This window comes from Peribacillus sp. FSL R5-0717 (genome assembly GCF_038002945.1).
Taxonomy (GTDB): Bacteria; Bacillota; Bacilli; order Bacillales; family DSM-1321; genus Peribacillus; species Peribacillus frigoritolerans.
Genome location: NZ_JBBOOF010000001.1, coordinates 2,214,361 through 2,237,960 on the forward strand (window position 1 = coordinate 2,214,361; position 23,600 = coordinate 2,237,960).

Annotated in this window: 20 protein-coding genes; 3 read left to right on the forward strand and 17 right to left on the reverse strand. The window is 43.0% G+C overall.

Going from position 1 to position 23,600, the window contains the following annotated elements:
• The first annotated feature begins 94 nt into the window (after positions 1–94).
• Both NYE65_RS10850 and shc read left to right on the forward strand, forming a co-directional pair.
• On the forward strand, positions 95–1,636 hold the full coding sequence (locus tag NYE65_RS10850) for a helix-turn-helix domain-containing protein (RefSeq protein WP_340860923.1): 1,542 nt from the start codon (positions 95–97) through the stop codon (positions 1,634–1,636).
• A 287-nt stretch (positions 1,637–1,923) separates the two neighbouring features.
• On the forward strand, positions 1,924–3,819 hold the full coding sequence (shc, locus tag NYE65_RS10855) for a squalene--hopene cyclase (protein WP_340860924.1): 1,896 nt from the start codon (positions 1,924–1,926) through the stop codon (positions 3,817–3,819).
• Positions 3,820–4,045: 226 nt separating this feature from the next.
• On the opposite strand, the gene NYE65_RS10860 is transcribed toward shc, so the two are convergent.
• The 17 genes from NYE65_RS10860 to NYE65_RS10940 all read right to left on the reverse strand — a co-directional run bounded on the left by NYE65_RS10860 (position 4,046) and on the right by NYE65_RS10940 (position 20,314).
• Entirely contained in the window at positions 4,046–4,528 is a 483-nt protein-coding gene (locus tag NYE65_RS10860; RefSeq protein ID WP_340860925.1) for a tetratricopeptide repeat protein, read from the reverse strand.
• Positions 4,529–4,768: 240 nt separating this feature from the next.
• A complete protein-coding gene (locus tag NYE65_RS10865) occupies positions 4,769–5,317 on the reverse strand; it encodes a PepSY domain-containing protein (protein WP_328177743.1) in 549 nt (182 codons plus the stop codon).
• Between the two features lie 64 nt (positions 5,318–5,381).
• Positions 5,382–6,737 carry a sensor histidine kinase gene (locus NYE65_RS10870; RefSeq protein WP_328177742.1) on the reverse strand — a complete coding sequence of 452 codons (1,356 nt, stop codon included), beginning with the start codon at positions 6,735–6,737 and terminating at the stop codon, positions 5,382–5,384.
• Entirely contained in the window at positions 6,734–7,429 is a 696-nt protein-coding gene (locus NYE65_RS10875; protein ID WP_098185595.1) for a response regulator transcription factor, read from the reverse strand. Before NYE65_RS10875 ends, NYE65_RS10870 begins: the two co-directional genes overlap by 4 nt.
• Positions 7,430–7,587: 158 nt before the next feature.
• Positions 7,588–8,109 (reverse strand): peptide-methionine (S)-S-oxide reductase MsrA, encoded by a 522-nt coding sequence (msrA, locus tag NYE65_RS10880; protein WP_340860926.1) that lies wholly within the window; start codon positions 8,107–8,109, stop codon positions 7,588–7,590.
• Between the two features lie 102 nt (positions 8,110–8,211).
• Entirely contained in the window at positions 8,212–8,820 is a 609-nt protein-coding gene (locus NYE65_RS10885) for a response regulator transcription factor (protein WP_053536795.1), read from the reverse strand.
• 12 nt (positions 8,821–8,832) lie between these two features.
• On the reverse strand, positions 8,833–9,954 hold the full coding sequence (locus NYE65_RS10890) for a sensor histidine kinase (protein WP_340860927.1): 1,122 nt from the start codon (positions 9,952–9,954) through the stop codon (positions 8,833–8,835).
• A gap of 94 nt (positions 9,955–10,048) precedes the next feature.
• Positions 10,049–11,101: a fatty acid desaturase gene (locus NYE65_RS10895; protein WP_328177740.1), complete on the reverse strand. Its 1,053-nt coding sequence runs from the start codon at positions 11,099–11,101 to the stop codon at positions 10,049–10,051.
• 283 nt (positions 11,102–11,384) lie between these two features.
• On the reverse strand, positions 11,385–12,092 hold the full coding sequence (locus NYE65_RS10900) for a response regulator (protein WP_084737336.1): 708 nt from the start codon (positions 12,090–12,092) through the stop codon (positions 11,385–11,387).
• On the reverse strand, positions 12,089–13,681 hold the full coding sequence (locus NYE65_RS10905; protein ID WP_340860928.1) for a sensor histidine kinase: 1,593 nt from the start codon (positions 13,679–13,681) through the stop codon (positions 12,089–12,091). The genes NYE65_RS10900 and NYE65_RS10905 overlap by 4 nt, the downstream gene beginning before the upstream one ends.
• A 79-nt stretch (positions 13,682–13,760) precedes the next feature.
• The gene (locus tag NYE65_RS10910; protein WP_063574719.1) at positions 13,761–15,287 is read right to left on the reverse strand and encodes a tripartite tricarboxylate transporter permease; all 1,527 of its coding nucleotides are present in this window, start codon (positions 15,285–15,287) and stop codon (positions 13,761–13,763) included.
• Between the two features lie 18 nt (positions 15,288–15,305).
• Positions 15,306–15,761 (reverse strand): tripartite tricarboxylate transporter TctB family protein, encoded by a 456-nt coding sequence (locus tag NYE65_RS10915; protein ID WP_054398749.1) that lies wholly within the window; start codon positions 15,759–15,761, stop codon positions 15,306–15,308.
• Between the two features lie 57 nt (positions 15,762–15,818).
• The gene (locus NYE65_RS10920; protein ID WP_340860929.1) at positions 15,819–16,841 is read right to left on the reverse strand and encodes a tripartite tricarboxylate transporter substrate binding protein; all 1,023 of its coding nucleotides are present in this window, start codon (positions 16,839–16,841) and stop codon (positions 15,819–15,821) included.
• A gap of 159 nt (positions 16,842–17,000) precedes the next feature.
• Entirely contained in the window at positions 17,001–17,927 is a 927-nt protein-coding gene (locus NYE65_RS10925; RefSeq protein WP_034310023.1) for an AEC family transporter, read from the reverse strand.
• Between the two features lie 153 nt (positions 17,928–18,080).
• Positions 18,081–18,953 carry a LysR family transcriptional regulator gene (locus NYE65_RS10930; protein WP_328177735.1) on the reverse strand — a complete coding sequence of 291 codons (873 nt, stop codon included), beginning with the start codon at positions 18,951–18,953 and terminating at the stop codon, positions 18,081–18,083.
• Between the two features lie 146 nt (positions 18,954–19,099).
• Positions 19,100–19,897 carry a formate dehydrogenase accessory sulfurtransferase FdhD gene (gene fdhD, locus NYE65_RS10935; protein WP_340860930.1) on the reverse strand — a complete coding sequence of 266 codons (798 nt, stop codon included), beginning with the start codon at positions 19,895–19,897 and terminating at the stop codon, positions 19,100–19,102.
• Positions 19,898–19,951: 54 nt separating this feature from the next.
• Positions 19,952–20,314: a DUF2294 domain-containing protein gene (locus NYE65_RS10940; RefSeq protein WP_048688083.1), complete on the reverse strand. Its 363-nt coding sequence runs from the start codon at positions 20,312–20,314 to the stop codon at positions 19,952–19,954.
• 334 nt (positions 20,315–20,648) lie between these two features.
• On the opposite strand from NYE65_RS10940, the gene fdhF reads away from it, so the two are divergent.
• Positions 20,649–23,588, forward strand: a complete 2,940-nt coding sequence (gene fdhF / locus NYE65_RS10945; protein ID WP_340860931.1) for a formate dehydrogenase subunit alpha — start codon at positions 20,649–20,651, stop codon at positions 23,586–23,588.
• Positions 23,589–23,600: the final 12 nt, after the last annotated feature.

The following is a 23,600-nucleotide window of genomic DNA, read 5'->3' on the forward strand; positions in this document are numbered from 1 at the left end:
ATCGATGTAAATATTCTAAGTTAATAATGTAAATTCCTTAAACAGGGAAAATAAAATGAGAATCCTTTTGTAGTCTTAGGTTTAGGAATAGACTATGATCGATTACGAAATAGGTGGTAATATGAATCGATTTTATAAACGTTATTCAGACTTGATCTTTCATTTACTTAATAGTAACAAATGGATTAGTATAGCTGAATTATCCGAGAAAACAGAGTATTCAAGAAGTACTATTTGGCGTGATTTAGAAATCCTGGAGTCTATTTTCCCTGACGGATGGATTTTGAAAAAAAATGAAAACCTTGGAGTTCGTCTAATTAAACCTGAAAATGGTACATTAGAAAGTTTATTAACACAAATAAGAGAAAAGAATTCCTATTTACACACATTAAAGTTAATTCTTTTGAACGATGGTGTTGATATTCCCCAGATATCCCAAGCGGTTTATATTAGTCGTTCCACTGCATACCGTCACCTTGAAAAATTACAAGAGGTTGTAAGTGAGGCAGGTGTTACATTAACTGCAAGCCCCTTTAAAGTCATAGGGGATGAAAAAAAGATTAGAAGATTCATCATGCAATATTTGGACTTTATGTCAGTTGAAGCCAATACCATTAAAGATGATTCAATCGATACGATAAAATTTCAAACAGATTTATTACAGCTGTTTTCAAAATATTCAATGTCTTGCAGAACAGGTGCCTTACAGCGATTAACAATGATTTTATTTATATCAAATTTTCGTGTCTCCATGGGGCATTATATCTCATTTCCTAAAAATCTAATAAATACTTACGAAGGTAGTAAATATTTTGAGCTCTCGAAAGAATTGGTAAAATATATGGCCAAATGCCCGACAAGAGATATTCAACTACAGGAAATTCTCTTCTTTTCTATTTATATCATGAGTGAGGAACGACCATTAAATAGATCACAGTACATTAATTATATTAAAAAAAGAATGAGGAGTAAAAAAGGTTTTCCCTTGGTTAAATTTTTAAAATGTCTTTCTAAATATGTTGGTTTTAATCTATCACAAGATGATATTTTTTTATTTCATTTATCCCAAACATTAAAAAGGATACAAGTTGAAACTGAATTTGAAACGGAAAGTTCAGGAAATTCAATGTTGCAGTTCCTTCCATATTTTGAAACAAATCCGATTTTCCAGGTAATTGAGGAACTGGCAATTGAAAGTTTTTCTTCAGTGCCTTTAACGATTAAGAAACTTGATGTTTTAGAGATATTTTCACTTCTACAGTCTGTTGTCTTGAGAAAATGGAATCAACATACAATACAGGTTGCATTAATGTGCAGAACTTATAACGAAAAAGATTATATTAGGGAAGTATTAAAATATCACTTTGGTAATAAAGTGGCTATCTCAACATTGGATCCATCCAGTATTGATTTGCTCTTCAAATATGAGGAGTTTGATCTGCTCATTTCTACCGATATTGGTGATCATACACATATGCTAATTGAGCACATCCCTACCATTCAAGTATCGTCCTTTCCCACCCCTTCAGAATTAATAAATATTAAACATTTTATAGAACAGCATTTTTATGGAAATTTAGGTATAGAACCGGAATTGATCTATCCATATGGTATTGATGAATGTCCTTGTTTATGAACATAAGAACTCGAGTAGAAGAAAATCAGTATATCTGGTAGCAATATACCTAACCCGAATTCCTCGCATAATTCGGGTTAGGTGATTTAAAAGCATACCTTCTTTGAATCAAACCGAACTACTGATAGGATCCAAATGACGCTTTGGCAGCTTTCATTGCCAAAGCGTTTTTAGTTCCCCCCTCCTTTATTCTTGTGGGACGATGCGCCTGACCTGATTTCTTGAATGCAACGACAAGTTTTGAATATACATATAAACGGAAATGTGTTTTTAGAGGAGGAAAGTCATTGAACCAACATGTACAATCGGAAATCAATCGCCTTGTTCATCGCTTGAAACAAGACCAATCCGCTGATGGTTCGTGGAATTATCCGTTTGACACCGGGATAACAGCAGATGCCTATATGATCATATTATTGAAAATTCTAGAGATGGAAGATACTCCTCTTATAGAGGCTTTAGTAAAAAGAATCGAAAGCAAGCAAACGGAAAACGGGTCATGGAAACTATTCCAAGATGAGAAGGACGGCAATGTTACGGTTACGATCGAGGCTTACTATGGCCTTCTTTTTAGCGGACTCCGCAATAAGAATCATCCACATATGAGGAAAGCCAAACAATTCATTCTATCCAAGGGCGGCATCAAACAGGCCAAAATGTTAACGAAAATGATGCTTACTGTCACCGGACAATATCAATGGCCGCGCCTATTCCCCATTCCACTCGAAGTGGTCTTACTGCCTCCGACCTTTTTCGTCAGCATTTATGACCTTTCCGTTTATGGGCGGGTCAATATGATTCCATTGCTATTGCTGGGCCATAAAAAGTTTCAGATCACGACCCCGGATACGCCAAGTTTAAAAGATTTATTCCAAACAAGGGAGGACAGTTCCGAAGAGCAAGTGTGGGAAGAATACCGTACCGAAGAATATCGTTCCTTCTTCTCCAAACTTCAAACAGGCGTCAAAACCTTGATTGGTTATCCGGATTATTTGCATTCCTTGGCCTTGGATTCAACGAAAAGGTTCATGCTTGATAGGCTGGAACCAGACGGGACACTGTACAATTATTTTGGCTCTACCTTTTTCATGATCTTTGCCCTCCTTTCAATTGGATATTCGAAAAGAGATCCAGTGATTCTAAAGGCCATTGCCGGTCTGAAGGGGATGGCCTGCTCCATTGAGGGACACACACATATCCAGTTCACGACGCCCCATGTTTGGAATACCTCCTTAATAAGCTACGCCCTTCAAGAAGCGGGAATGCCTTTCAAAGACAAAACGGTCAAGGCCGCCAATCAGTACTTACTGTCACGCCAGCATTATATGTATGGAGATTGGCTGATCCATAATCCTGATGCAATTCCTGGCGGCTGGGGGTTCTCGGATTTGAATACCATGAATCCGGATGTCGATGATACGACCGCCTCACTCCGGGCGCTGGCAAAGCAATTGCAAGCGAAACCGGATAATCGGGACAGCTGGCAGCGCGGTGTCGCCTTCACGATTTCCATGCAAAATGATGATGGTGGATTTCCAGCCTTCGAACGGAATAACGACCATAAATGGCTGCAGCTTCTTCCTATAGAGGGTTCGAAATATCTCCTGACAGACCCTTCCACCGCTGATCTGACAGGAAGGACGCTGGAATTCCTGGGGAACTATACAAATATGAAAAAGCCGGAAGAAGTCAGTAAAAGAGCGGTGGATTGGCTATTGGAAGACCAGAAGCGTGATGGCTCCTGGTATGGGCGCTGGGGCATCTGCTATCTATATGGCACATGGTCTGCACTGACCGGCATGAAGGCAGCAGGGCAAGCCACTGGACATCCATCCATCCAAAAAGCCTTAACTTGGTTGAAGAAAATTCAAAATGAAGATGGCGGCTGGGGTGAATCTTGTTACAGTGATATCAAGCAACGATATATCCCCCTCGGAACAAGCACACTGACACATACAGCCTGGGCTGTGGATGCGTTGATATCTGCATCAGAAAAGCCGACAGCCGAGATTGAAAAAGGCATTGCCTACCTCATCCGTGCAGGTCAACAAGAAAGCTGGACCAATGACTATCCTGCAGGCCAGGGCATGGCGGATTTTTTGTATATCCATTATCATAGCTATCGCTATATTTATCCCCTTTTAGCCTTAAGTCATTACAATAAAAAATTCCTGGAGACTTAATCGCCAGTGTTTTTTCATATTAAAGGTGAATATGTGGATTACCTGTGGAAAAGTAGTGAATAACACCGGAAAGTTATCCACAATCCGAGGTTATCCACATTCATTTATCCGTAAAAGTGGCAAAAGCAAGAATTTCCCCCTCAAATTTGTTGATTCATTCATTTCGGCTATGTAAAAATGACTGGTTTTATACAGGTTTGTGGATAGTTTGGGGATGAGCACGATTTTATGTGAAAACTTTATCCAGTTTATCACTATAAAATTCTATCGCCTTAGCATAAGATTGTATTTCTTGATCCCTCGAGGTTTCGGCAATGATCTTCAAAAGAGATTCCATCGCAAGATCATGTTGGCCCAAATTATAAAATGTCATGGCCCTGAATACCAATAAAGCCTTCTCCCCAGGAAACTTCGCCAGTCCGGATTCCAACGTCCGTCTTGATTTTTCATATTCCCCTATGGTGCGATATGTGCTCCCCAACCCGAGGTAGGCCCCTTTTGCATCCTCCTCCGGCAAACCTAATTCGAGTGCCGCTTCATAATAGGGCACCGCCTTTACCTCAAGTCCGAGAATATCCAAACTCCAGGCACACTGATACTGTATGACTGCATCACCGGGATTTTGCTTTGCCAGATCCATCAATATACGATTGGATTTTTCGAATTCTTTCTTTTCCCTTAAGTGCAGGGCCCTTTCCAAATTTCCCATTGTCTTTCCTCCATTGTATATGATTCCTTAATGCCCCTATTCGCGATTCTTCTTTTCAATTCCTTCTTATATGTATAAACAGCCCATCTCCCAACAATGCTGCAGCCAGGAACTAATATGTTGTTAAGGATTTGGAAGCTTCACTTCCCCTGGCAAATAAAAAAGGATCTGCCTCCCGGCAAATCCTTTCATACATTTCAATCTCCATATATCATGGATTACTGTCGACATGACATATGATTAATCATCCAATTGGTTTTTCAATACTTTTCCCGTGGTGGCATCCACCACTACATCATATTCCTTTAGTCCTTGTTTTATTTCCAGCTCGTACACAAGGGTGCCCTTCTCTGAATCCAGCTCCATATCCGTTACTTGACCATCCACCGCTTTCAAGGCAATCTTTTCAGCTTGATCTCTGCTGACCTTTGCAGTTTCCACGGCTTGTTGTGTGCTCATATCCTCATCGTCACCGTCTTCCATCTCCTGAGAAAGAATCTCTCCTTTTTCAGCATCAACGTCAACGTCTTGATAGCCTTCTTTCGTTTTTACGGTCATTTCATAGGTCATCGGCTGGTCCCAATCCTTTTCAAATTGAGTAACTTCCCCGCCTAGTTTTTCTGAAATCATTTTGATAGCCTCATCCTCGGAAAGGTTCCCCTTATTGACTGCATATACCGCCGTTCCAGCAGCACCGCCGAAAAGCAATACGGACGCTATGGACACTGTCATGATTACCTTTTTCCTTTGAATGATACCTTCTTTAATCGTACTCCACTGTTTTTTCATGAATGATTCCTCCTTTAAGTTGTTACCTTTATAATAAGCACCCTTCATGAAATGAACATGAGCGTTAGATTAGAATTTGATGAGAAAGAGTAAGAGTCACCACCGTTCCCTCCCCCACCTCGCTTTGAATCTCCAATTTACCGTCGAATGACTCGACAAGCGTCCGGGCGATGGATAGCCCGAGCCCATTTCCTCCCGTTTTCCTTGCCCTTGATGAATCAACGCGATAAAAACGGTCAAATACATGTGGGAGATGTTCTGGTGATATCCCTCCGCCGTGATCTTTCACACCGATGACAATTTCATTATCCTGCCGTTTTATCATGATCTGTATACTTGATTCACTATATTTCATTGCATTGTCCAATAGGATGACTATCACCTGTTCAAGCTTACTGGAAATGGTCATTGCATAGATTTCCTTAAACTCTGACTCTATCGTTATTTCACGATTTCCCGTCCTTCTGAATGTTTGGGCAATCCCTTCACAAAACGAAATGAGTTCTATTTTCCCTTCCACATCTTCTGAAGGCTCCGTTTGGGAAGCTGACTGCAGAAGATGTTCCGTCAGTTTTTTCATCCGGACGGCTTCATGATGGATTGCCTCCACTGCCTCTTCCTGAATCGCCTGATCCTTCATTCCCCAGCGTTTCAATAGAGAAGAGTAGCTTTCGATGACCGTAATCGGGGTTTTCAATTCATGTGAAGCATCTGAAAGGAATTGCTGCTGTTGGTTATAATTCCGCTCCAGTCTTTCCATCATCCTGTTGAATGCCGCTCCCATCACCTGCAGCTCGTCCTTCGATTGATCCGATAGCGGTATTCGTTTGAATTCCCCGCTTTTCTCAATATCCTTCATCGTTCCGCTCATGACCGATATCGGTTTGAGGATCAGGTTGGCCAGCCACTTACCGGCAAGAATCGATAACAGAATGACAAAAAGGGATGCACCGCCCAAAACGAGGGCAAGCGTCGATAAATTATCAAGGAGGGTATCCTGCGGCTGTGTGACCTCGATCACCCCCAGTCTCTTCCCCTCATCAGGATAAGGATAACGGTAGGTCAATACATATTCACCGTCAGCTTTGGCAAAATCATATCCTTTCTCGTTAATGGATTTAACCGCAAGCCCCTTGAGGTCCTCTTCATCCGTAAATGATTTAACCAGCCTTCCATCCGTGTCGAATATCCGCACCATTCCATCGTCCGGGATATATGGCTCCATTAAATCGGAGTCACCGGAAATCAAATCTTTCGTCAGGATATTTTCTTCGATTAATGAAGCTTGATCTTCAAGCAGATCCCGTTCCCTCTCTAACGATATCCAAAGGAAGGCGATTAAAACGATGATACTCAACAATATGAGCATGACGCTTAAAAAAAGACTGGAATACGATTGGATTTTCGTCCGAATCTTCATACTGGCTCCTTCAGGCTGTAACCTACCCCGCGGTAAGTATGGATGAGCTGCAGCTCAAAGGGATAATCTATCTTTTTGCGCAAATAACGGATATACACATCAACCACATTCGTATCCCCTGCGAAGTCATATCCCCATACATGTGTCAGGATTTGCTCCCTTGAAAGTACTTGATTTTTATTTTGCAAAAGATAAACCAGCAAATCGAACTCGCGTGATGTCAGCTCAATCCTGTTGCCTTGCCTGTGAATGTCCCTAGTCCCAAGGTTCAGCTTCAGATCGTGGATCTTCAGTTCATCCACTTCCCCTTCTGATAGGCTCACCCTTACATTGGTACGAAAACAAGCACGGATCCGTGCCAGCAGCTCTTCAATTTCAAACGGCTTCGTTACATAATCATTCGCGCCATGGTCCAGGCCATTCACCTTGTCTGGCACAGCATCCCTTGCGGTCAAAAGGATGACCGGTGTCGATCCATTCTTTTTCCGGTAACGTCTAAGTACCTCTATGCCATTCAACTCGGGGAGCATCACATCCAATAAGATTAAATCCCACTCTTCGGCTTCCGCCCTTTCCAGACCTGCCTTTCCCGTAAAAGCCGATTCTGTTTGATAACCCTCATGATTAAGTTCCAGCTGAAGGACCCTTGCTATTTTTTCTTCATCTTCTATTATTAAAATTCTCTTATTCATGATCATCACCACCTACCCCTTAGTGTACTGAAGAAATATGAAAATATCATGAGAAATTGACCCCTCCGCATAAAAATCCGCTGAAATGATGAATTTAATTTTTGTACCTTTAAAAAGACAATAAAAAGAACCGGATGTGAAAACACACCCGATCCATTTCATTCACCGTTCCAATGCTGGCCAATGAATTCATCGCGTCCCGATTTCGCACGGTCCGCTTTATAATCATCTTTGTTTTTTTTATGATAGCCCTGATGGTACTCTTCGGCAGGGTAAAAGGTTTGGGCCGGAAGGATTTCCGTTACGATTGGTTTCTGGAACTTCCCGCTGGCCGCTACCTTTTCTTTCACTTCAAGGGCCATTTTTTCTTGAGCTTCATCATGATAGAAGATGGCCGTCCGATACTGGCTTCCTCTGTCATGGAATTGACCGCCATCGTCGGTTGGATCGATTTGCTGCCAATATAGTTCCAGCAATCTTTCATAAGGAAATAACTGAGGATCGAAAGTGATTTCCACGACTTCATAATGCCCCGTAGTTCCCGTCTTCACTTCCTCGTAAGTCGGGTTTTCAACATGTCCTCCCGTATAACCGGATACGATTCCCCCAATCCCCGGTTGTTCTTCAAATGGTGTCACCATGCACCAGAAACAGCCTCCAGCAAATGTAGCCTTTTGCATAATGGTCACCCCTTTCCTTATGTAATAGAAATTAATATACCATAATTCAATCCTGACACAGTGCTTTTTTGATTTGCAAAGCAGCCAGGGATTTACCTTTGATCAATCTTTTGACCAGCCCTTTTCCTTGAATTTTACAATCGCTTCAACGCGGTTGCTCACATCCAATTTATCAAGGATGACCGATATATAATTACGGACCGTTCCATTGGTCAGATAAAGCTGGCTTGCGATTTCCTTTGTGGTCTTACCATCTGCGATCAATTTGAGCACTTGGCTCTCTCGTTCAGTCAAAGGGTTTTCTTCTTCGAAAGCCATATCCACCAGCTCGGGAGCATAAATCCGCCGCCCATCCATGATGACACGAATCGAGTTCGCCAGTTCCTCGCTTGGGCTATCCTTGAGAAGATATCCGCCTACCTCGGCCTTTCTGGCTCTTTCAAAATACCCAGGACGTGCAAAGGTGGTCAAAATGATGACTTTACATTGGTGGCCCTGATCCTTGATCTCCTCCGCTACATCGAGCCCGGTCTTAACTGGCATTTCAATATCGGTTATGCAGATATCCGGCTTTAATTGATTGACGAGATTCATTGCTTCTTCCCCATTGCTCGCTTTTCCGACAACTTCCATGTCACTTTCCAAATCAAGGATGGAACCTAAAGCGCCAAGCAGCATCCGCTGATCTTCGGCAATTACGATTCGAATCAAGGTTAATCCCACCTATCCATTATTTTTTATAGCATTCGGGACCCTTATATAAAGTGTCGTTCCCTCTGTTGATTGAATATCCAGGCTGCCATTAACGAATTCGAGCCTTTCTTTCATTCCTTGAAGTCCATTTCCTTTAATATACTCTGATCGATGTGAAAGTCCCACTCCATTATCCTGTACTGTGATCGTCACTCCTGTTTGTAATTCCTCGATGACGATATTACAGCAGTCGGCACCGCTATGCTTGACGATATTGGTCACAGCTTCCTTCAAGCACATGCTCAAAACCGTTTCAACAAGCAATGGGGTATCTCGCAATTCCGTGGTGCCTTCCAAATTGAATTCTATCTCTGCCGCTTTCAATATTTGCTTGACCCGGATGATTTCATCGCTTAGCTTCGCCCCACGCATTTCCGACACCATTTCACGAACTTCCTTGAGTGCCGTCCTCGCCGTTTGCCGGATATCCTTGATTTCCTTCTTGGCCGTCTCCGGATTCAAATCGATCAATTTCCCTGCAAGGTCACTTTTCAAGCCAATCAAAGACAGCTTTTGTCCAAGTGTATCATGTAGGTCACGGGCAATCCGCTGACGTTCTTCCATTTTGCCAAGCTCTGATATTCGTTTATGGGCGTCCTCCAATTGTTCTTCCAGCATACCCCGTTTGTTCCGATTATACGTGTTGAAAGGGAGAAGGATCACGCCTACCACACAAATGAGCATAAAGGGAAATTGCGAAAAGAAGGTAGGGTCTTTCATGATGAAGCCAATATTGACAGACACGATGGTAGCCAATAGCTGGATTGAATATAATACGAAAAAGCCAACCTTATTTTGAACATTCCCAATAAAGAATGCCAAAAAGAGTGAAAAGTAAATGTAGCTGAAAAATATGGTCATCGATATGGAAATGATTATTTGTATCGCCGTCCATACGTATACGGGCCATCCCTTCGAAACGAATGAGAGACCATATGATATGAAAAACAAAATGATCATGACGATTCCAAAGACTATCTCCAACATCGAAGAGGATTTGAAGATGAAATAAAAGGGAAGGATACAAAAAATGATCCAGACATAAGGGCTCAGCCCTGTGTTTTTCGGAAAGATATGATACCAACTTTGCATGGCGCCGCCTCTATTTCTTTTTACCCTAGTATATACTAAGGAGTTTCATCAAAAAACCATCCAATGGAAATCGAATGGTTTTTTGATGAACTATTTATTTTTCTTGAAGACTTGGACGTTTAGTATTGATTTCCATCTTGGATTTTGTTTCATCTAGACGTTCCTTAATCTCTTTAAAACTTACAAACGTCTTGTTTTCTCCATCATAAAGGCGGAAGCGAAGCGATTTTAAACTTGAACTAAGGGTGATTGTCGTTGCCTGCTGCAATGGCAGGGTGGAATCATGGACTTTTTCCAAGTTATAGTTTGGCACTCTTGGACTAAGGTGGTGCACGTGGTGGAAACCGATATTACCGGTTACCCATTGCAAGACCTTTGGAAGTTTATAATACGAACTTCCATCAATGGCAGCCTTCACGTAATCCCATTCAGATTCCTCTTCGAAATAAGAATCTTCGAACTGATGCTGTACATAAAACAGCCAGATACCCAGTGATCCCGTTACAAAAAGCATCGGTACCTGAATCATCAGGAATGCCTGCCATCCGATAGCCAAGCATAAAAGACCATAAATTGCCACGATTGCAGCATTTGTCAAATACGTATTCATCCGTTCTTTCTTTTTAGCGCCCTTTTTATTCAGACGGTTCGATACAAGAAATAGATAAAATGGACCCAATCCAAACATGACGATCGGATTTCTATATAAACGGTAAGCAAGACGCCCCCAGAATGAAGCGGCGATATATTCATCAACGGTCATGATCCAAATATCCCCTGTACCGCGTTTGTTTAAATTACTGCTTGTTGCATGATGTATGGAGTGGCTATGCTTCCATTGCTCATACGGAAATAATGTAACGATCCCACTGATTGTACCCAGGACGCTATTCGCTTTCCTGCTTTTGAAAAACGATTGATGGCAGCAATCATGGAAAATGATGAAAATCCTGACTACGAATCCAGAAGCAAGAACGGCCAATGCAAGTGTCAGCCAGTATGAGATAGTTAAGCTTTGATAAGCTAAAAACCATAACAGGAAAAATGGCGGAAATGTATTTATGAGCTGTTTCACGCTTGATTTAGTATTGGATTTTTCAAAAGGGGCAATATCTTTTCTCAATTGTTTTTGATTATGGTTACTCATGTTTTCCTCCTCTTAAAATATATGGAGTGTTTGAATGTATTAATTCGCCGGTATCTCTGCTTTAAGTATAGGATTAATAACCGATTTTCTATAGTCATAAACGTCAAATCCTTGCCATGACACTTGTCATATACATGTCTGCATCAAAACTTTTTACACGTATTTTTTCCTCATTCATCATTTTTAAACTGCAAAAAAACGTAAATTTCCCATCAATTCTATACCAAGAAATCGCCTGCATTTATTCGATCAAATAAAAAAAGATCCGCCTTTGGCGAACCCATTATATCTTGATGGCATAAACCCGTTCAGGTCGTCCTACCGTGCCATATGTTAAATCGGCATCAATTTTTTCCTCTGACATCAAGTGCTCCAGATACCGCCTTGCCGTTGTCCTGCTCACCCCGATTTCCTTCGCCACTATTTCCGCAGTTAACCCCGGGGAGGATTTCCCCAACACAACCATCACCTTCTCCAAAGTCATCCGATCAATTCCTTTTGGCAGTGAAGTTCGTTCCCTCTCTTTTTCTTTCATTTCCTTTCGCAAAAGCTTGTCCACCTGTTGCTGCGTTACGGGAAAATTGCCCTTTTCCAATTCAGACAGTTTAATGTGATACTCTTGATACCGGCGTAAGGACTGCTTGAAACGTTCAAATGCGACAGGCTTGATTATATAATCAAATATGCCGATCTTGATGGCTTCCTGGACTTTTTCGATTTCTTTAGCCGCCGTTATCATGATGACATCCATTTGTTTGCTTTGCTGCTTGATTTCTTTCAGGATATCGAGCCCATTCATATCCGGAAAATACATATCGAGCAGCAATAGATCCGGCTGCATGATTTCAATGAAGCTTTTAGCCTCGTCATAGCTAGATGCGATCCCGATCGTTTGAAACCCCTCAAGCTTTTCGATGAATAGCTTTTGTATCTCGGCAATCCGCAGGTCATCTTCGACGATCAGAACTTCTATAGCGCGATGGGCCATCATTTAATCCCCCCTCTGTTTTTTGGTATAGCTACGGTAAAGATCGTATATTCCCCTTCTTTCGTTGAAAAAGTGATATATCCCCCTAAACCATCAATTGCTTCCTGAACAAGGCTCAAACCTATACCCGCATTGGTTTGATGGCTTTTCGTCGTAAAACCGTTCCGGAAAATCAGTTCGGTAACATTTGAGCTCATCCCTTTTCCATTATCTTCAACCTCTATGATCAACTCTTTACCCAAGTCCGTGACGAACAATGATACCCTTTTTTCCTTCCTTTCGTTTTCCCGTACAGCTTCGAAGGCATTATTGATGAGATTGCCGATGATCGTCACTAATAAATCCCGATCCATTTCGGACGGAATATCTTTAAAACTGCTTTCTCTATCGATGGTAAAATCAATTTTCAGCTCGCTGGATAAACTTACCTTCCCTAAGATGAACCCCGCAATGATCGGATCGGGCACTTCCTTCATCAGGAAGTGAAGGAAGCCCTGGGTGACATCGACTTCCTTCGATATGAAATCCATTGCTTCTTTATATGAACCGAGTTGAATCAAGCCCAGCAGTGTATAAAGCCGATTGGAATATTCATGTGTCTGGGCCCTCAGCCCTTCTGCATACGCCTTTACATGTGACAGTTCTTGTAGGAGATTGGATAGCTCCGATTTATTTCTCAAACTTGCAACGGCACCGATGATTTTCCCCTGTCCATTCAAAATGGGGATCCGGCTTGCCAAAAAAACTTCACCGTCAATCATGAATTCCTGGTCATATTCGGCCCGTGCCGTGCTGACTACATCAAGCAAATGTGTATGCGTTATGACTTCTTCGATTTTTCTTCCGCGAAGCATGACGTCTTTAGGAATATGAAGGATTTTATGCGCCGTTTCATTGACGATGGTGATTTTCCCATGAACATCAATGGCAATGATGCCTTCATGAATCGATTCCAAAATGGCATGCTTCTCTTGAAACATCCAGGCGATCTCTTTCGGCTCCAGACCCAATATCGCCTTTTTTATATTGAATGAAATGAAAAAGGCCACCAACAAACCGCCGACTAATATAAAAGAGATGATCAAGACGATCTTTCTTTGTATACTGGACACTTCTTTTTCAATATCATCCTGTAGGTAGCCAACGGAGACGACACCAATGACCTTTTCATTGGCGATTATCGGGGATTTCCCCCTTATGGAAGGTCCCAATGTGCCAGTGGACTCCGTGATGATGGATTTCCCATCCCAAACCTCAGCGTTATCTCCCCCAACCATTTTCTTTCCGATCAGGTCGGGATTTGGATGGGACAGCCGTGTTTCATTTTCATCTCCTATCACTATGAATTCCGCATCGATCTGCCTGCGAATTCTTTCCGCGATGGGCTGGATGATTACAGAAGGATGATCCGTTCGAAAAGCTTGTTTAATTTCAGGTAGCAAAGAAATGGTCTGGGCAACCGACAATGCTTTTTCCCCTGTTTCCTGCTTTAGGTTATTATCCAGGATATTTATGAAAATAACTTCAAAGATTCCACCCATTAAGATGATTAACGTACAGATGCCCAGCATCAACTTGGTGTGTAAACGCATTCAATCACCTCTACTTACATCATATAAAAAATAACCCCTTTAAAAAAGGGGTTATTTCACAACATTCAGAAAATATCGATTAACCTTCAATATTGATGACAACATCCTTCCCTCTCTTCTTAAGTAAAACCGGAATGAGCAGCCATAATGCCGTTACGATCAGGAAGGTCAGCGAAAGCGGCCGAGTGAAAAACAAACTGTAATCCCCATCGGATATCGTCAGTGCCCTGCGCATATTGTTTTCTATCATCGGCCCTAAAACCAGGCCTAATACCAACGGGGCGATTGGATAATCATTTTTACTTAAGAAGTATCCCAGGACACCGCACCCTAGTAATAGCAATAAATCATAAGTCGATACTTGTACCGCATAAACACCAAAAATGGAAATTGCGATAATGATCGGAATCAAATATTTCTTTGGCGTCTCAATGATTTTCGCAAAAACCTTAACGAGCGGGAGATTAAGGATGAGGAGCATCAGATTCCCGATGAACATGCTTGCAATAAGTCCCCAAGCCACCTGGGGATGGTCCTCGAATAATAATGGACCTGGCTGAACATTGTACATCATGAGCGCACCCATTAAAATCGCCGTTGTACCGGAACCCGGAATTCCCAGCGTCAATAATGGTATCATCGCTCCGCCAGAAGCCGCATTATTGGCCGTTTCAGGGCCAGCCACACCAGCGATCGCCCCTGTACCGAATCTCCCAGGTTTTTTTGAAATCCGTTTTTCCATAAGGTATGAGAAGAAGGAAGCAAGAGTGGCCCCTGCCCCCGGCAAGATTCCTACAAAGAAACCTAAGAGCGATCCCCTCGCAATCGGCCCCGCAGATTCCTTGAATTCTTCTTTGGAAGGAAGCAAATTATTGATCTTTGCAATTTCCCCATCATCCTCGTCCTTTTCCAAGATTGTCTTGAATACTTCCCCAAGGGCGAATAGACCAACAGCGATCGTCAGGAATTCGATCCCTTGATACAGCCAAGGAAAGTCGAATGTAAAACGGGCGATCCCGGATACATTATCAATGCCTATCGTCCCGATCAACAAACCGCAAACCGTCATGATCAGTGCCTTGGTTACGGATTTTCCGGCAAGGCCGCTGACTGCCGCCAACCCTAGAAGCATGAGTGAAAAATACTCCGCAGGACCGAATTTAATGGCAATCGTCGATAATGGCTGAGCCAAGGCAATCATGGCGATAAGGGTGACGATCCCTCCGACGAAGGAACCGATCGCCGAAATGGATAAAGCACTCCCGGCTCTTCCCTTCTTGGCCATTTGATAGCCATCCAATGTGGTGACGACAGAAGAAGATTCGCCAGGTGTATTCAATAGGATTGAAGTTGTCGATCCTCCATACATCGCTCCATAATAAACACCTGCAAGTAAAATGATGGCGCTTGTTGCCGCTTGCTCTGGAGGAAGTCCACCTGTAATCGAAGCGGTTACCGGAATTAAAAGAGCCACACCGCTCATCGGCCCGATCCCCGGCAAAACGCCGACCGCCGTACCGATCAATACTCCGACAAATGCAAATAGTATGTTATACCAAGTTAATGCCGTTTCAAATCCGTGCATTAAATAATCAAAAGTGCCCACTTCACATCCCCCTTCCTTTTATGAAAACCAGATTGGCCAACCCGGAAGCGTTCCCTTTAACACATTCACGAATAAATAATAGATGATTCCGGAAAAACCTGCGGAAATGATGAGCGATGTCACCCACTTATTCCGTTCCATCGTTTGAAAGCAAACAAACAAAAACAGAAAGGTCGTTATGACATATCCTATCGTTTCCAACGTCAAAATATAAATCAAGGTGGAGAGCAAAATGATGATAAAAGGCTTATATTGCAGCTTGTCTTTACGTGATTCCTGCCCCTTGCCCCGAAATGCCTCATAGAACAGGCGAATACTTAAAAGAGAAAGAACGAGCCCCAATACAAAAGGGAAAATGTCCGGTCCTACCGAACTTCCATATGAAGAACTGGCCAGTTTCCTGCTTCCTATCATAAACAGCACTCCGACAGCCAGAAAGGCTGCAGAAGCAAAGCGATCAAATTTAACATCCATCACAATCCCCCCATTTCAGAAAATAAGAAGAAGGTGAAAGCACCCCCTTCTTCCCGATTATTTTTCCATGCCTAAAGCTTTCAATAATTGTTGCACCTGTTTCTCCTGTTCTACTAAAAACTTGCTGAATTCTTCACTATTTTTATATTCTTGTTCCCATCCCTGCACTTCCACTTCTTTTTTCCATTCAGAAGTTTCAACTAGCTTCTCAATGGTTCCGTCCCAAAAGGTTTTCGCTTCACCAGACATATTCTGAGGTCCAAAAACGCCTCTCCAAATCGTGAATTCAGCATCGACCCCTTGTTCCTTTGCCGTCGGTATGTCTTTAAGATCCCCACCTAAACGTTCATTCGAGGTTACAGCCAACACTCTAATCTTTCCTGCTTTTAAAAATTCCCTGACACTGGATGCATCCGTTCCGATCACATCCGCATTTCCGCCAAGCAATGCCGTAATCGCTTCCCCGCCACCGTCGTAAGAAACGTATTTAAGTTCGGTTGGATTCAAGCCATATTCATAGGCTGGAAGAATGGAAATCAAATGATCCATGGATCCCGGTGCAGATCCCCCTGCAAAGGTCAGCTTACGCGGATCTTTCTTCACCGCTTCCAGCACTGATTTCAAATCCTTGAATTCAGAATCCGCCTTTACCACTATCGCCCCATAATCCTTTGTCAGCTGCGCCAAAGGTGTCGTATTTTTATATCCATAAGGACTGTTGCCTTCTTTTTTAAGGTTATTGATGATGACAGGCGGTGAATTAACGAACAGCATGTCATTATTATCCGCTTGCTGTGTTGCATAGTCCGCCATGAAGACAGCGCCCCCACTGCCGGGTTTGTTTTCGACGGTCAATGGCTGGTTCACCAATTTCGTCTCACCCAAGACCTTTGTAAATGAACGGGCCGTTAAATCCCATCCCCCGCCTGCACCCGAAGGAGCAACGACCGTTATCGCTTTTTTCGGATAACCTGTATCTTCTTTCTTTTCTCCTGATGTCCCCGAACTGCTGCATGCACCTAAACTTAAAGCTAACGAACCTGCCAATAGTACCGCTGAAATCTTTTTACGAGAAAACATAGTAATCCCCCTTTTGAAAGCGTTTTCTTAATTCTACAAAAATATCTTCGCTTTAAATGATTGCCCAACTAAAATGCATAAATTCCAAAACATTTATATTGTTCATAAAGTTTTATCGGGAGACATGGGGAAAAGGCCCACCCACAAAGAGCAGTCCTGCTAGAATAATATTTTTGATAGATACACGACCATCGTTACCGTTATGCTGCTGAATAAAGTCGACATCAAAACCGCCTGTGCCGCATACTCCGGATGGTTGTCATATTCCAAAGCGAATAATGCGCTGTTTCTGGATGTGGGAAATGAACTTGCGATAAACAACCCTTGGGCGACAGTCCCTTCCAAGCCCAGCATGAGAATGATCAGGAAGGCGATGGATGGTGAGAGTATTAAGCGCCCCGCCAAGCTAAGGATAAGCGGAAGCGGGAAATGCGTTATTTTCAAATAGGCACTCTGTGCCCCTAATGTTATCAATGCAATGGCTATGAAGGCACTCGCGATATTATCAATCGGGGTCCATAAGAACAGAGGGATTTCAAAAGAAACTGAATGTAATATTAAACCAAGCAATAAAGCATAAATGACGGGGTTCTTCAAGAACTCGCGAATGGCACCCTTTGCACTTTTTGTATGGACGGAAACGGAATTCATCAATCCATAGGTATAGGTCAACAGGTTTTGAAAAATGATCACGATGACTTGGATCGACAGGCCAAGGGGGTTTCCATTAAACACCATCTGACTGACAGGTAACCCGAAATTGGCCGAGTTATTCAGGACTACACTATTTTTAAACGTGGCCGAAAGACTTTGATCAAACCTGGCTAGTTTCGCTACCACTGTACTCACGATGATGAGGCTTACTGCTTGAAGAGCAAGGAAGCTGAATATCTGGACGATCATCCCCCCGCCCAATTTGCTTTGATAGATATTGACAAAGCTAATGGCGGGCATGAGCAGGAAGTGATTCAATTTAGACAGCGTATTCATATCCAACTTGAATTTACGATGCAGAATGGCCCCCGCCCCTATAAGGAAAAAAACCGGTACAATCACATTCAATACGATCAGAAACAGGACACTCACTTGACTTCCTCTCCATTCCTAAGGCAAATTCCTGATGATTTACATCTCCCATCTATCATAATGCCGGGATGGCCATAATTAAAATACCAATAAATTATCGTTATCCATTCAAAAAAGGAATGATAAAAAAGCACAGAGGTTTCTGCGCTTCAGTTAAATATCCCTCATGAAATCGACGCCTTTGACAAATTCGACAAACTCTTTGACCAGTTTTAATTCCAGCGACTTTTCATGATATAACATCCATGTATTCCTGATAAGGGGATTACCTTGCTTGTCCTTAAGGTCCATTTGACGGAGGTTTTGGTCTTTCTCCAATAAAACACTGGGGAGGATGCCATATCCCAGGCCATTCTTGACCATTTCCTTGCATGTATCCCCTTTGTCCACTTCCATCCCCACCAAAGGAGGTCCGGAAAAATTGTCTCTCCACCAATTATCGATCATTGTTTTCAAAAGGGCATCTGTCCCATAATCGATCCTCGGCAGGAAAGGCAGGTTCCGGACTTCAATTTCCTCCTTGGAAGCAATGCAAATCGTTTCCTCAAAAAGATGATGCCTTGATCCTGACCATTGATAATCCCCCCGAACAATTCCGACATGCACTTCTTCCTTATAAATGAGGTTCAGCACTTCTTTACTCCAGCCGGTTGTCACATGGAAATCCACTTTAGGAAATCGCTCACGAAAAATTTTCAGCAGGCCTGGCAGCTTATGCAGCGTAATATAGTTGGAAACACCCAGCCGTAATGTTCCACTGATCTCCTGACCCATATTGAATGCTGTCTCTTTTATCTGCCGGAGCCTGATCAGCATCTCCTCTGCACAGATGGCCAAATATTCACCTTGAGGGGTGAACTGCACTCCCCTAGTTCCCCGCTCCACAATCTTCAGATTGAATTCCTTCTCTATTTGTTGAATCCGTTTCGTTAAAGAAGGTTGCGAGATATATAAACTTTGCGCCGTTTTAGTAATATTCCTGTGTTCATGCAACACCTTTAAAATATGCCAATCCCTTTCGTTCATAACCCTTCCCCCGATACGAATTCCCTTGAATGTTTTATAAAAACTGTACCATAAAAGGCCTGTTGGATATATCCTTTTACAAATACAAAAAAGCCCAGGCCAAACCGGCAGGACTTTCCGATAAGCATCCTTCCAGCGAAGGATGCTCATTCATTCAATAGAATCCTTTCAGGACATGTGTAGATATTCAGCGAATCATTGCGAATGAACCCGACCGTCGTGATTCCCAATCCTTCAGCCAACTCCAAAGCCAATTCAGTTGGAGCGGACTTCGAGAGTATCAGTTCACAGCCGATTTTCGCCACTTTCAAAAGAATTTCCGATGAAATCCGGCCGCTGAACACGATAGCCTTCCCTTCCATCGAAATGCCATTTTTCAAGCAATGGCCGTATATTTTGTCCAAGGCGTTATGCCGTCCGATGTCCATCCTGCTTAATACGAGCCCATTGGCATCACATAAAGCAGCATTGTGGACTCCGCCCGTATTCTGGAAAGTGACAGCAGAATTTTGTAAATCCTTCATCAAGCGGAAGCAGGCATCAGAAGTCAGTTTCACCGAAACATCATCCATTTTCTTGGCAGTCAATGCATCATTTACAAAGACGAAACCTTGTCTGCTCATTCCGCAGCATGATGTAATATACCGCTTATTTTGAAAGTCCTGGAAGTAGGGGTTCACTTTATCCGTCTTCACATGAACAAAGCCTTCTTTTTCCTGAACCCAGACTTCTTTTATCTCATCATATTTTTTGATGATTCCTTCCGAAGCCAAATAACCAATCACCATATCCTCGATGTATTCAGGTGTACAAACCATCGTGACGAATTCCTGGCGATTTATTTTGACAGTAACGGGATGCTCCGTTACGATCGCATCTTCCGTCCGCTCGATGTTACCTTTGGTTATCCGGATGATGTCCCTCTTGATTTCAATCGCTTTCATGTTCCCACTCCTTTTACTATCTAGGAGCCAATTGACCAAATGTAAGGAACATGGTCAATGCCCGTTGAGTTTGTCCGCTATATTCTTATCAAATACGAATACGGAAATCGCTATGTTCTCCTTGATTTTGATGTCTGAAAACAAATGGAGCAGTTTAGCTCCAACCAGATCTTCCATTCCATCAGGAGGACTCTCCGAATATACATCCTGAACCATTTTGGTTCGTGCAGAATGGACCATATCCCTTCCTTCCTCAGATCTTGATATGAACATTTCCGTAGGAGTCAAATTTCCATATAACGTAGAAACGGCCATATTTTCCACGAAAACCGTGTGTATGCGTTCTGGTCCTTTACCGAATAGTTCCTTGCGCAGCTTACGAATCATATCATTGAATTCATGGATAACTTTTGACACCGTTGCGTCACTCCATTTCAAGAAAAATTAAGTTCTCAATTTTCTTATCATAAATCAACGCGAAGAAAAACGAAAGGAATTTGGGAATGATACCCTCTTTCCAGGATTGTTTCTTTTCATGATAAAAGGTATAATATCAATGATGAAAGTTGGGAGCATAATAGTGTACTGTTGTGTCCTATCTTTTTTAAAATTATCCATTATGGTATGGATTGGTATATTGGCAAGCTTTGCTATTAAACTATTCCACCATGACCTACATTTCCGTTCAGAGACGGAGGTGTAATCATGGTGGTTTTTTTGCGTCTTTTTGGCTATAAAAGGGGGAAATATAATGAGCGATTCAAACATCACCATCACAATCAACGGGAAGGCTTATACCGCTAATGAAGGTGCGACAATACTGGAGGTCATCAACCAAAATGAGATGGCCCATCCACAGATTTGTTATGTTCCTGAGGTGGACCCGATCCAAACATGCGACACATGCATCGTCGAAGTTAATGGGAAACTCGTCCGGTCATGTTCGACAAAAGCAGTGAGTGGCATGGATATAGCCTTGGACTCAAGCAAGGCAAAAGAAGCCCAAACCGAGGCCATGGACCGGATACTGGAAAACCATTCTTTATACTGTACTGTATGTGATAATAATAACGGAGATTGCAAACTACATAACACGGCAGAATTAATGGAAATTGAACACCAAAAATATCCTTATACACCGAAAGTGGAATTGGGTGCCGTCGATATGTCCCATCCATTTTACCGCTATGATGCCAATCAATGCATCGCATGCGGGCAATGTGTTGAAGTGTGCCAAAACCTTCAGGTCAACGAGACGCTGTCCATCGACTGGGAAGCAGAACGCCCTCGGGTAATATGGGATGAAGGAACGGAAATCAATAACTCATCTTGTGTAGGCTGCGGACAGTGTGTAACGATTTGTCCATGTAATGCATTAATGGAAAAATCGATGCTTGGCGAAGCTGGTTTCATGTCAGGCTTGAAAAACGATATGCTGGAACCGATGATCGACCTTGTCAAAGAAGTGGAACCTGGATACAGCGGGATTTTTGCCATTTCGGAGATTGAAGCGGCAATGCGAGAGACACGGACGAAGAAAACAAAAACGGTCTGTACGTTCTGTGGGGTAGGATGCACATTCGAAGTCTGGACAAAAGGCCGTAAAATCCTTAAAGTCCAACCTACTCATGAAGCACCCGTCAATGCGATATCCACATGTGTCAAAGGGAAATTCGGTTGGGACTTCGTAAATTCGGAAGAACGTTTGACAAAGCCCCTGATTCGGAAAAATGGAAGATTCGTTGAATCAAGCTGGGATGAAGCACTTGATTTGGTTGCGTCCAGACTGGGTTCGATCAAACAGCAATACGGCGGAAATTCAGTAGGCTTCATTTCCTCATCCAAGATCACGAACGAAGAAAACTATGTCATTCAAAAACTGGCACGGCAAATGTTCGAAACGAATAACGTCGACAACTGCTCGCGTTACTGTCAATCCCCGGCAACAGACGGACTGTTCCGTACAGTCGGCATGGGCGGAGATGCTGGTACGATCAAGGATATCGCCGCAGCAGGACTTGTCATCATCGTTGGGGCCAACCCGGCAGAAGGACATCCCGTACTGGCGACACGCGTTAAACGGGCACACAAGCTTCACGGACAAAAGCTGATTGTAGCTGACATCCGCAAAAACGAAATGGCCGAACGTTCCGACATCCATATCAGCCCAAAACAAGGAACGGATCAAGTCTGGTTGATGGCGGTTACAAAATATATGATCGATCAAGGCTGGCATGATCAAGAATTCATCAATGAAAATGTTAACTTCTTCGACGATTATAAAGAAGTACTTGAGAAATATACCCTGGAATATGCTGAAACACATACAGGTATTTCTAAAGAAACATTGATCCAAATAGCTGAGGCCATTCGCGATGCAGACGGTACATGCATTCTTTGGGGTATGGGCGTAACACAAAACACCGGTGCCTCCGATACTTCGGCGGCAATTTCCAACCTGCTATTGGCTACGGGTAACTACCGTCGTCCAGGAGCGGGAGCCTATCCGCTTCGCGGCCACAACAATGTACAGGGCGCTTGCGATATGGGTACCCTTCCAACATGGCTTCCGGGATATCAGCATGTTACCGATGACGTGGCACGTGCTAAATTCGAAAAAGCTTATGGAGTGAAAATCGCTGGCCAACCAGGCTTGAACAATATTGAAATGCTTAAAGCGATAGAAAAAGGCGACATGAAGGCGATGTATCTTGTAGGTGAAGATATGGCACTTGTTGACGCGGATGCCAACCATGTTGATAAAGTATTATCAGGATTGGACTTCTTTGTTGTCCAGGATATTTTCCTTTCAAGGACAGCCCAATATGCCGATGTGGTATTGCCCGGAGCTCCATCTCTTGAAAAAGACGGAACGTTCACCAATACGGAGCGCCGTGTACAGCGATTATATAAAGCCCTTCCCACTATGGGGGATTCTAAGGCGGACTGGGAAATCACCCAAGAAATCGCCAACCGCTTAGGTGCGAATTGGAATTACTCTCACCCTAGTGAAATCTATGACGAAATGGCAAGCCTGTCACCGATATTCAGCCAAGCGAATTACGAAGTGCTGGAAGGATGGAACAGCTTCCTCTGGGGGAGCCATGATGGTTCAAGCACGCCACTTCTTTATGTAGATGGCTTCAACTTCCCTGATAAAAAAGCGCGCTTTGCACTGGCTGACTGGGTGGAACCTCATAAATTCCCGGAAGAATATGACCTTCATATCAATAATGGACGCATGCTGGAGCATTTCCATGAAGGCAATATGACGAACAAGTCCAATGGAATCCAATCGAAAGTACCTGATATTTTCGTCGAGGTTTCACCAGAACTTGCCAAAGAACGTAAAGTCAGTGATGGCGGACTCGTTCGCTTGGTGTCTCCATTCGGGGCCGTTAAGTTAAAAGCATTGATCACAGACCGCGTTAAAAATAATGAGCTATTTTTACCGATGAACTCCGTCGATAAAGACTCTGCCATTAACTTCCTGACCGGTCCCATCTATGATCGACGCACAAGCACGCCTGCTTACAAACAGACGATGGTCCGCATGGAAGTATTAAGCGTAAGCGGAGACGTTCCATTACCGGGTACCAATCCACGGAACAAAAAACGTCATCCTCAAAATGGTGTCGAGGTTGAACGTAAGTGGGCCCGTCCAGGGTATGTTCACTTAACGGATAATTAAACAAGGAGGGTG

What these genes read in the sequence shown, in the direction of transcription:
- NYE65_RS10850 (WP_340860923.1), top strand. Translation starts at nt 95, where the DNA reads ATGATCGATTACGAAATAGGTGGTAATATGAATCGATTTTATAAACGT.
- NYE65_RS10860 (WP_340860925.1), bottom strand. Translation starts at nt 4,528, where the DNA reads ATGGGAAATTTGGAAAGGGCCCTGCACTTAAGGGAAAAGAAAGAATTC.
- NYE65_RS10865 (WP_328177743.1), bottom strand. Translation starts at nt 5,317, where the DNA reads ATGAAAAAACAGTGGAGTACGATTAAAGAAGGTATCATTCAAAGGAAA.
- NYE65_RS10870 (WP_328177742.1), bottom strand. Translation starts at nt 6,737, where the DNA reads ATGAAGATTCGGACGAAAATCCAATCGTATTCCAGTCTTTTTTTAAGC.
- NYE65_RS10875 (WP_098185595.1), bottom strand. Translation starts at nt 7,429, where the DNA reads ATGAATAAGAGAATTTTAATAATAGAAGATGAAGAAAAAATAGCAAGG.
- msrA (WP_340860926.1), bottom strand. Translation starts at nt 8,109, where the DNA reads ATGCAAAAGGCTACATTTGCTGGAGGCTGTTTCTGGTGCATGGTGACA.
- NYE65_RS10890 (WP_340860927.1), bottom strand. Translation starts at nt 9,954, where the DNA reads ATGCAAAGTTGGTATCATATCTTTCCGAAAAACACAGGGCTGAGCCCT.
- NYE65_RS10895 (WP_328177740.1), bottom strand. Translation starts at nt 11,101, where the DNA reads ATGAGTAACCATAATCAAAAACAATTGAGAAAAGATATTGCCCCTTTT.
- NYE65_RS10900 (WP_084737336.1), bottom strand. Translation starts at nt 12,092, where the DNA reads ATGATGGCCCATCGCGCTATAGAAGTTCTGATCGTCGAAGATGACCTG.
- NYE65_RS10905 (WP_340860928.1), bottom strand. Translation starts at nt 13,681, where the DNA reads ATGCGTTTACACACCAAGTTGATGCTGGGCATCTGTACGTTAATCATC.
- NYE65_RS10915 (WP_054398749.1), bottom strand. Translation starts at nt 15,761, where the DNA reads ATGGATGTTAAATTTGATCGCTTTGCTTCTGCAGCCTTTCTGGCTGTC.
- NYE65_RS10920 (WP_340860929.1), bottom strand. Translation starts at nt 16,841, where the DNA reads ATGTTTTCTCGTAAAAAGATTTCAGCGGTACTATTGGCAGGTTCGTTA.
- NYE65_RS10930 (WP_328177735.1), bottom strand. Translation starts at nt 18,953, where the DNA reads ATGAACGAAAGGGATTGGCATATTTTAAAGGTGTTGCATGAACACAGG.
- fdhD (WP_340860930.1), bottom strand. Translation starts at nt 19,897, where the DNA reads ATGAAAGCGATTGAAATCAAGAGGGACATCATCCGGATAACCAAAGGT.
- fdhF (WP_340860931.1), top strand. Translation starts at nt 20,649, where the DNA reads ATGAGCGATTCAAACATCACCATCACAATCAACGGGAAGGCTTATACC.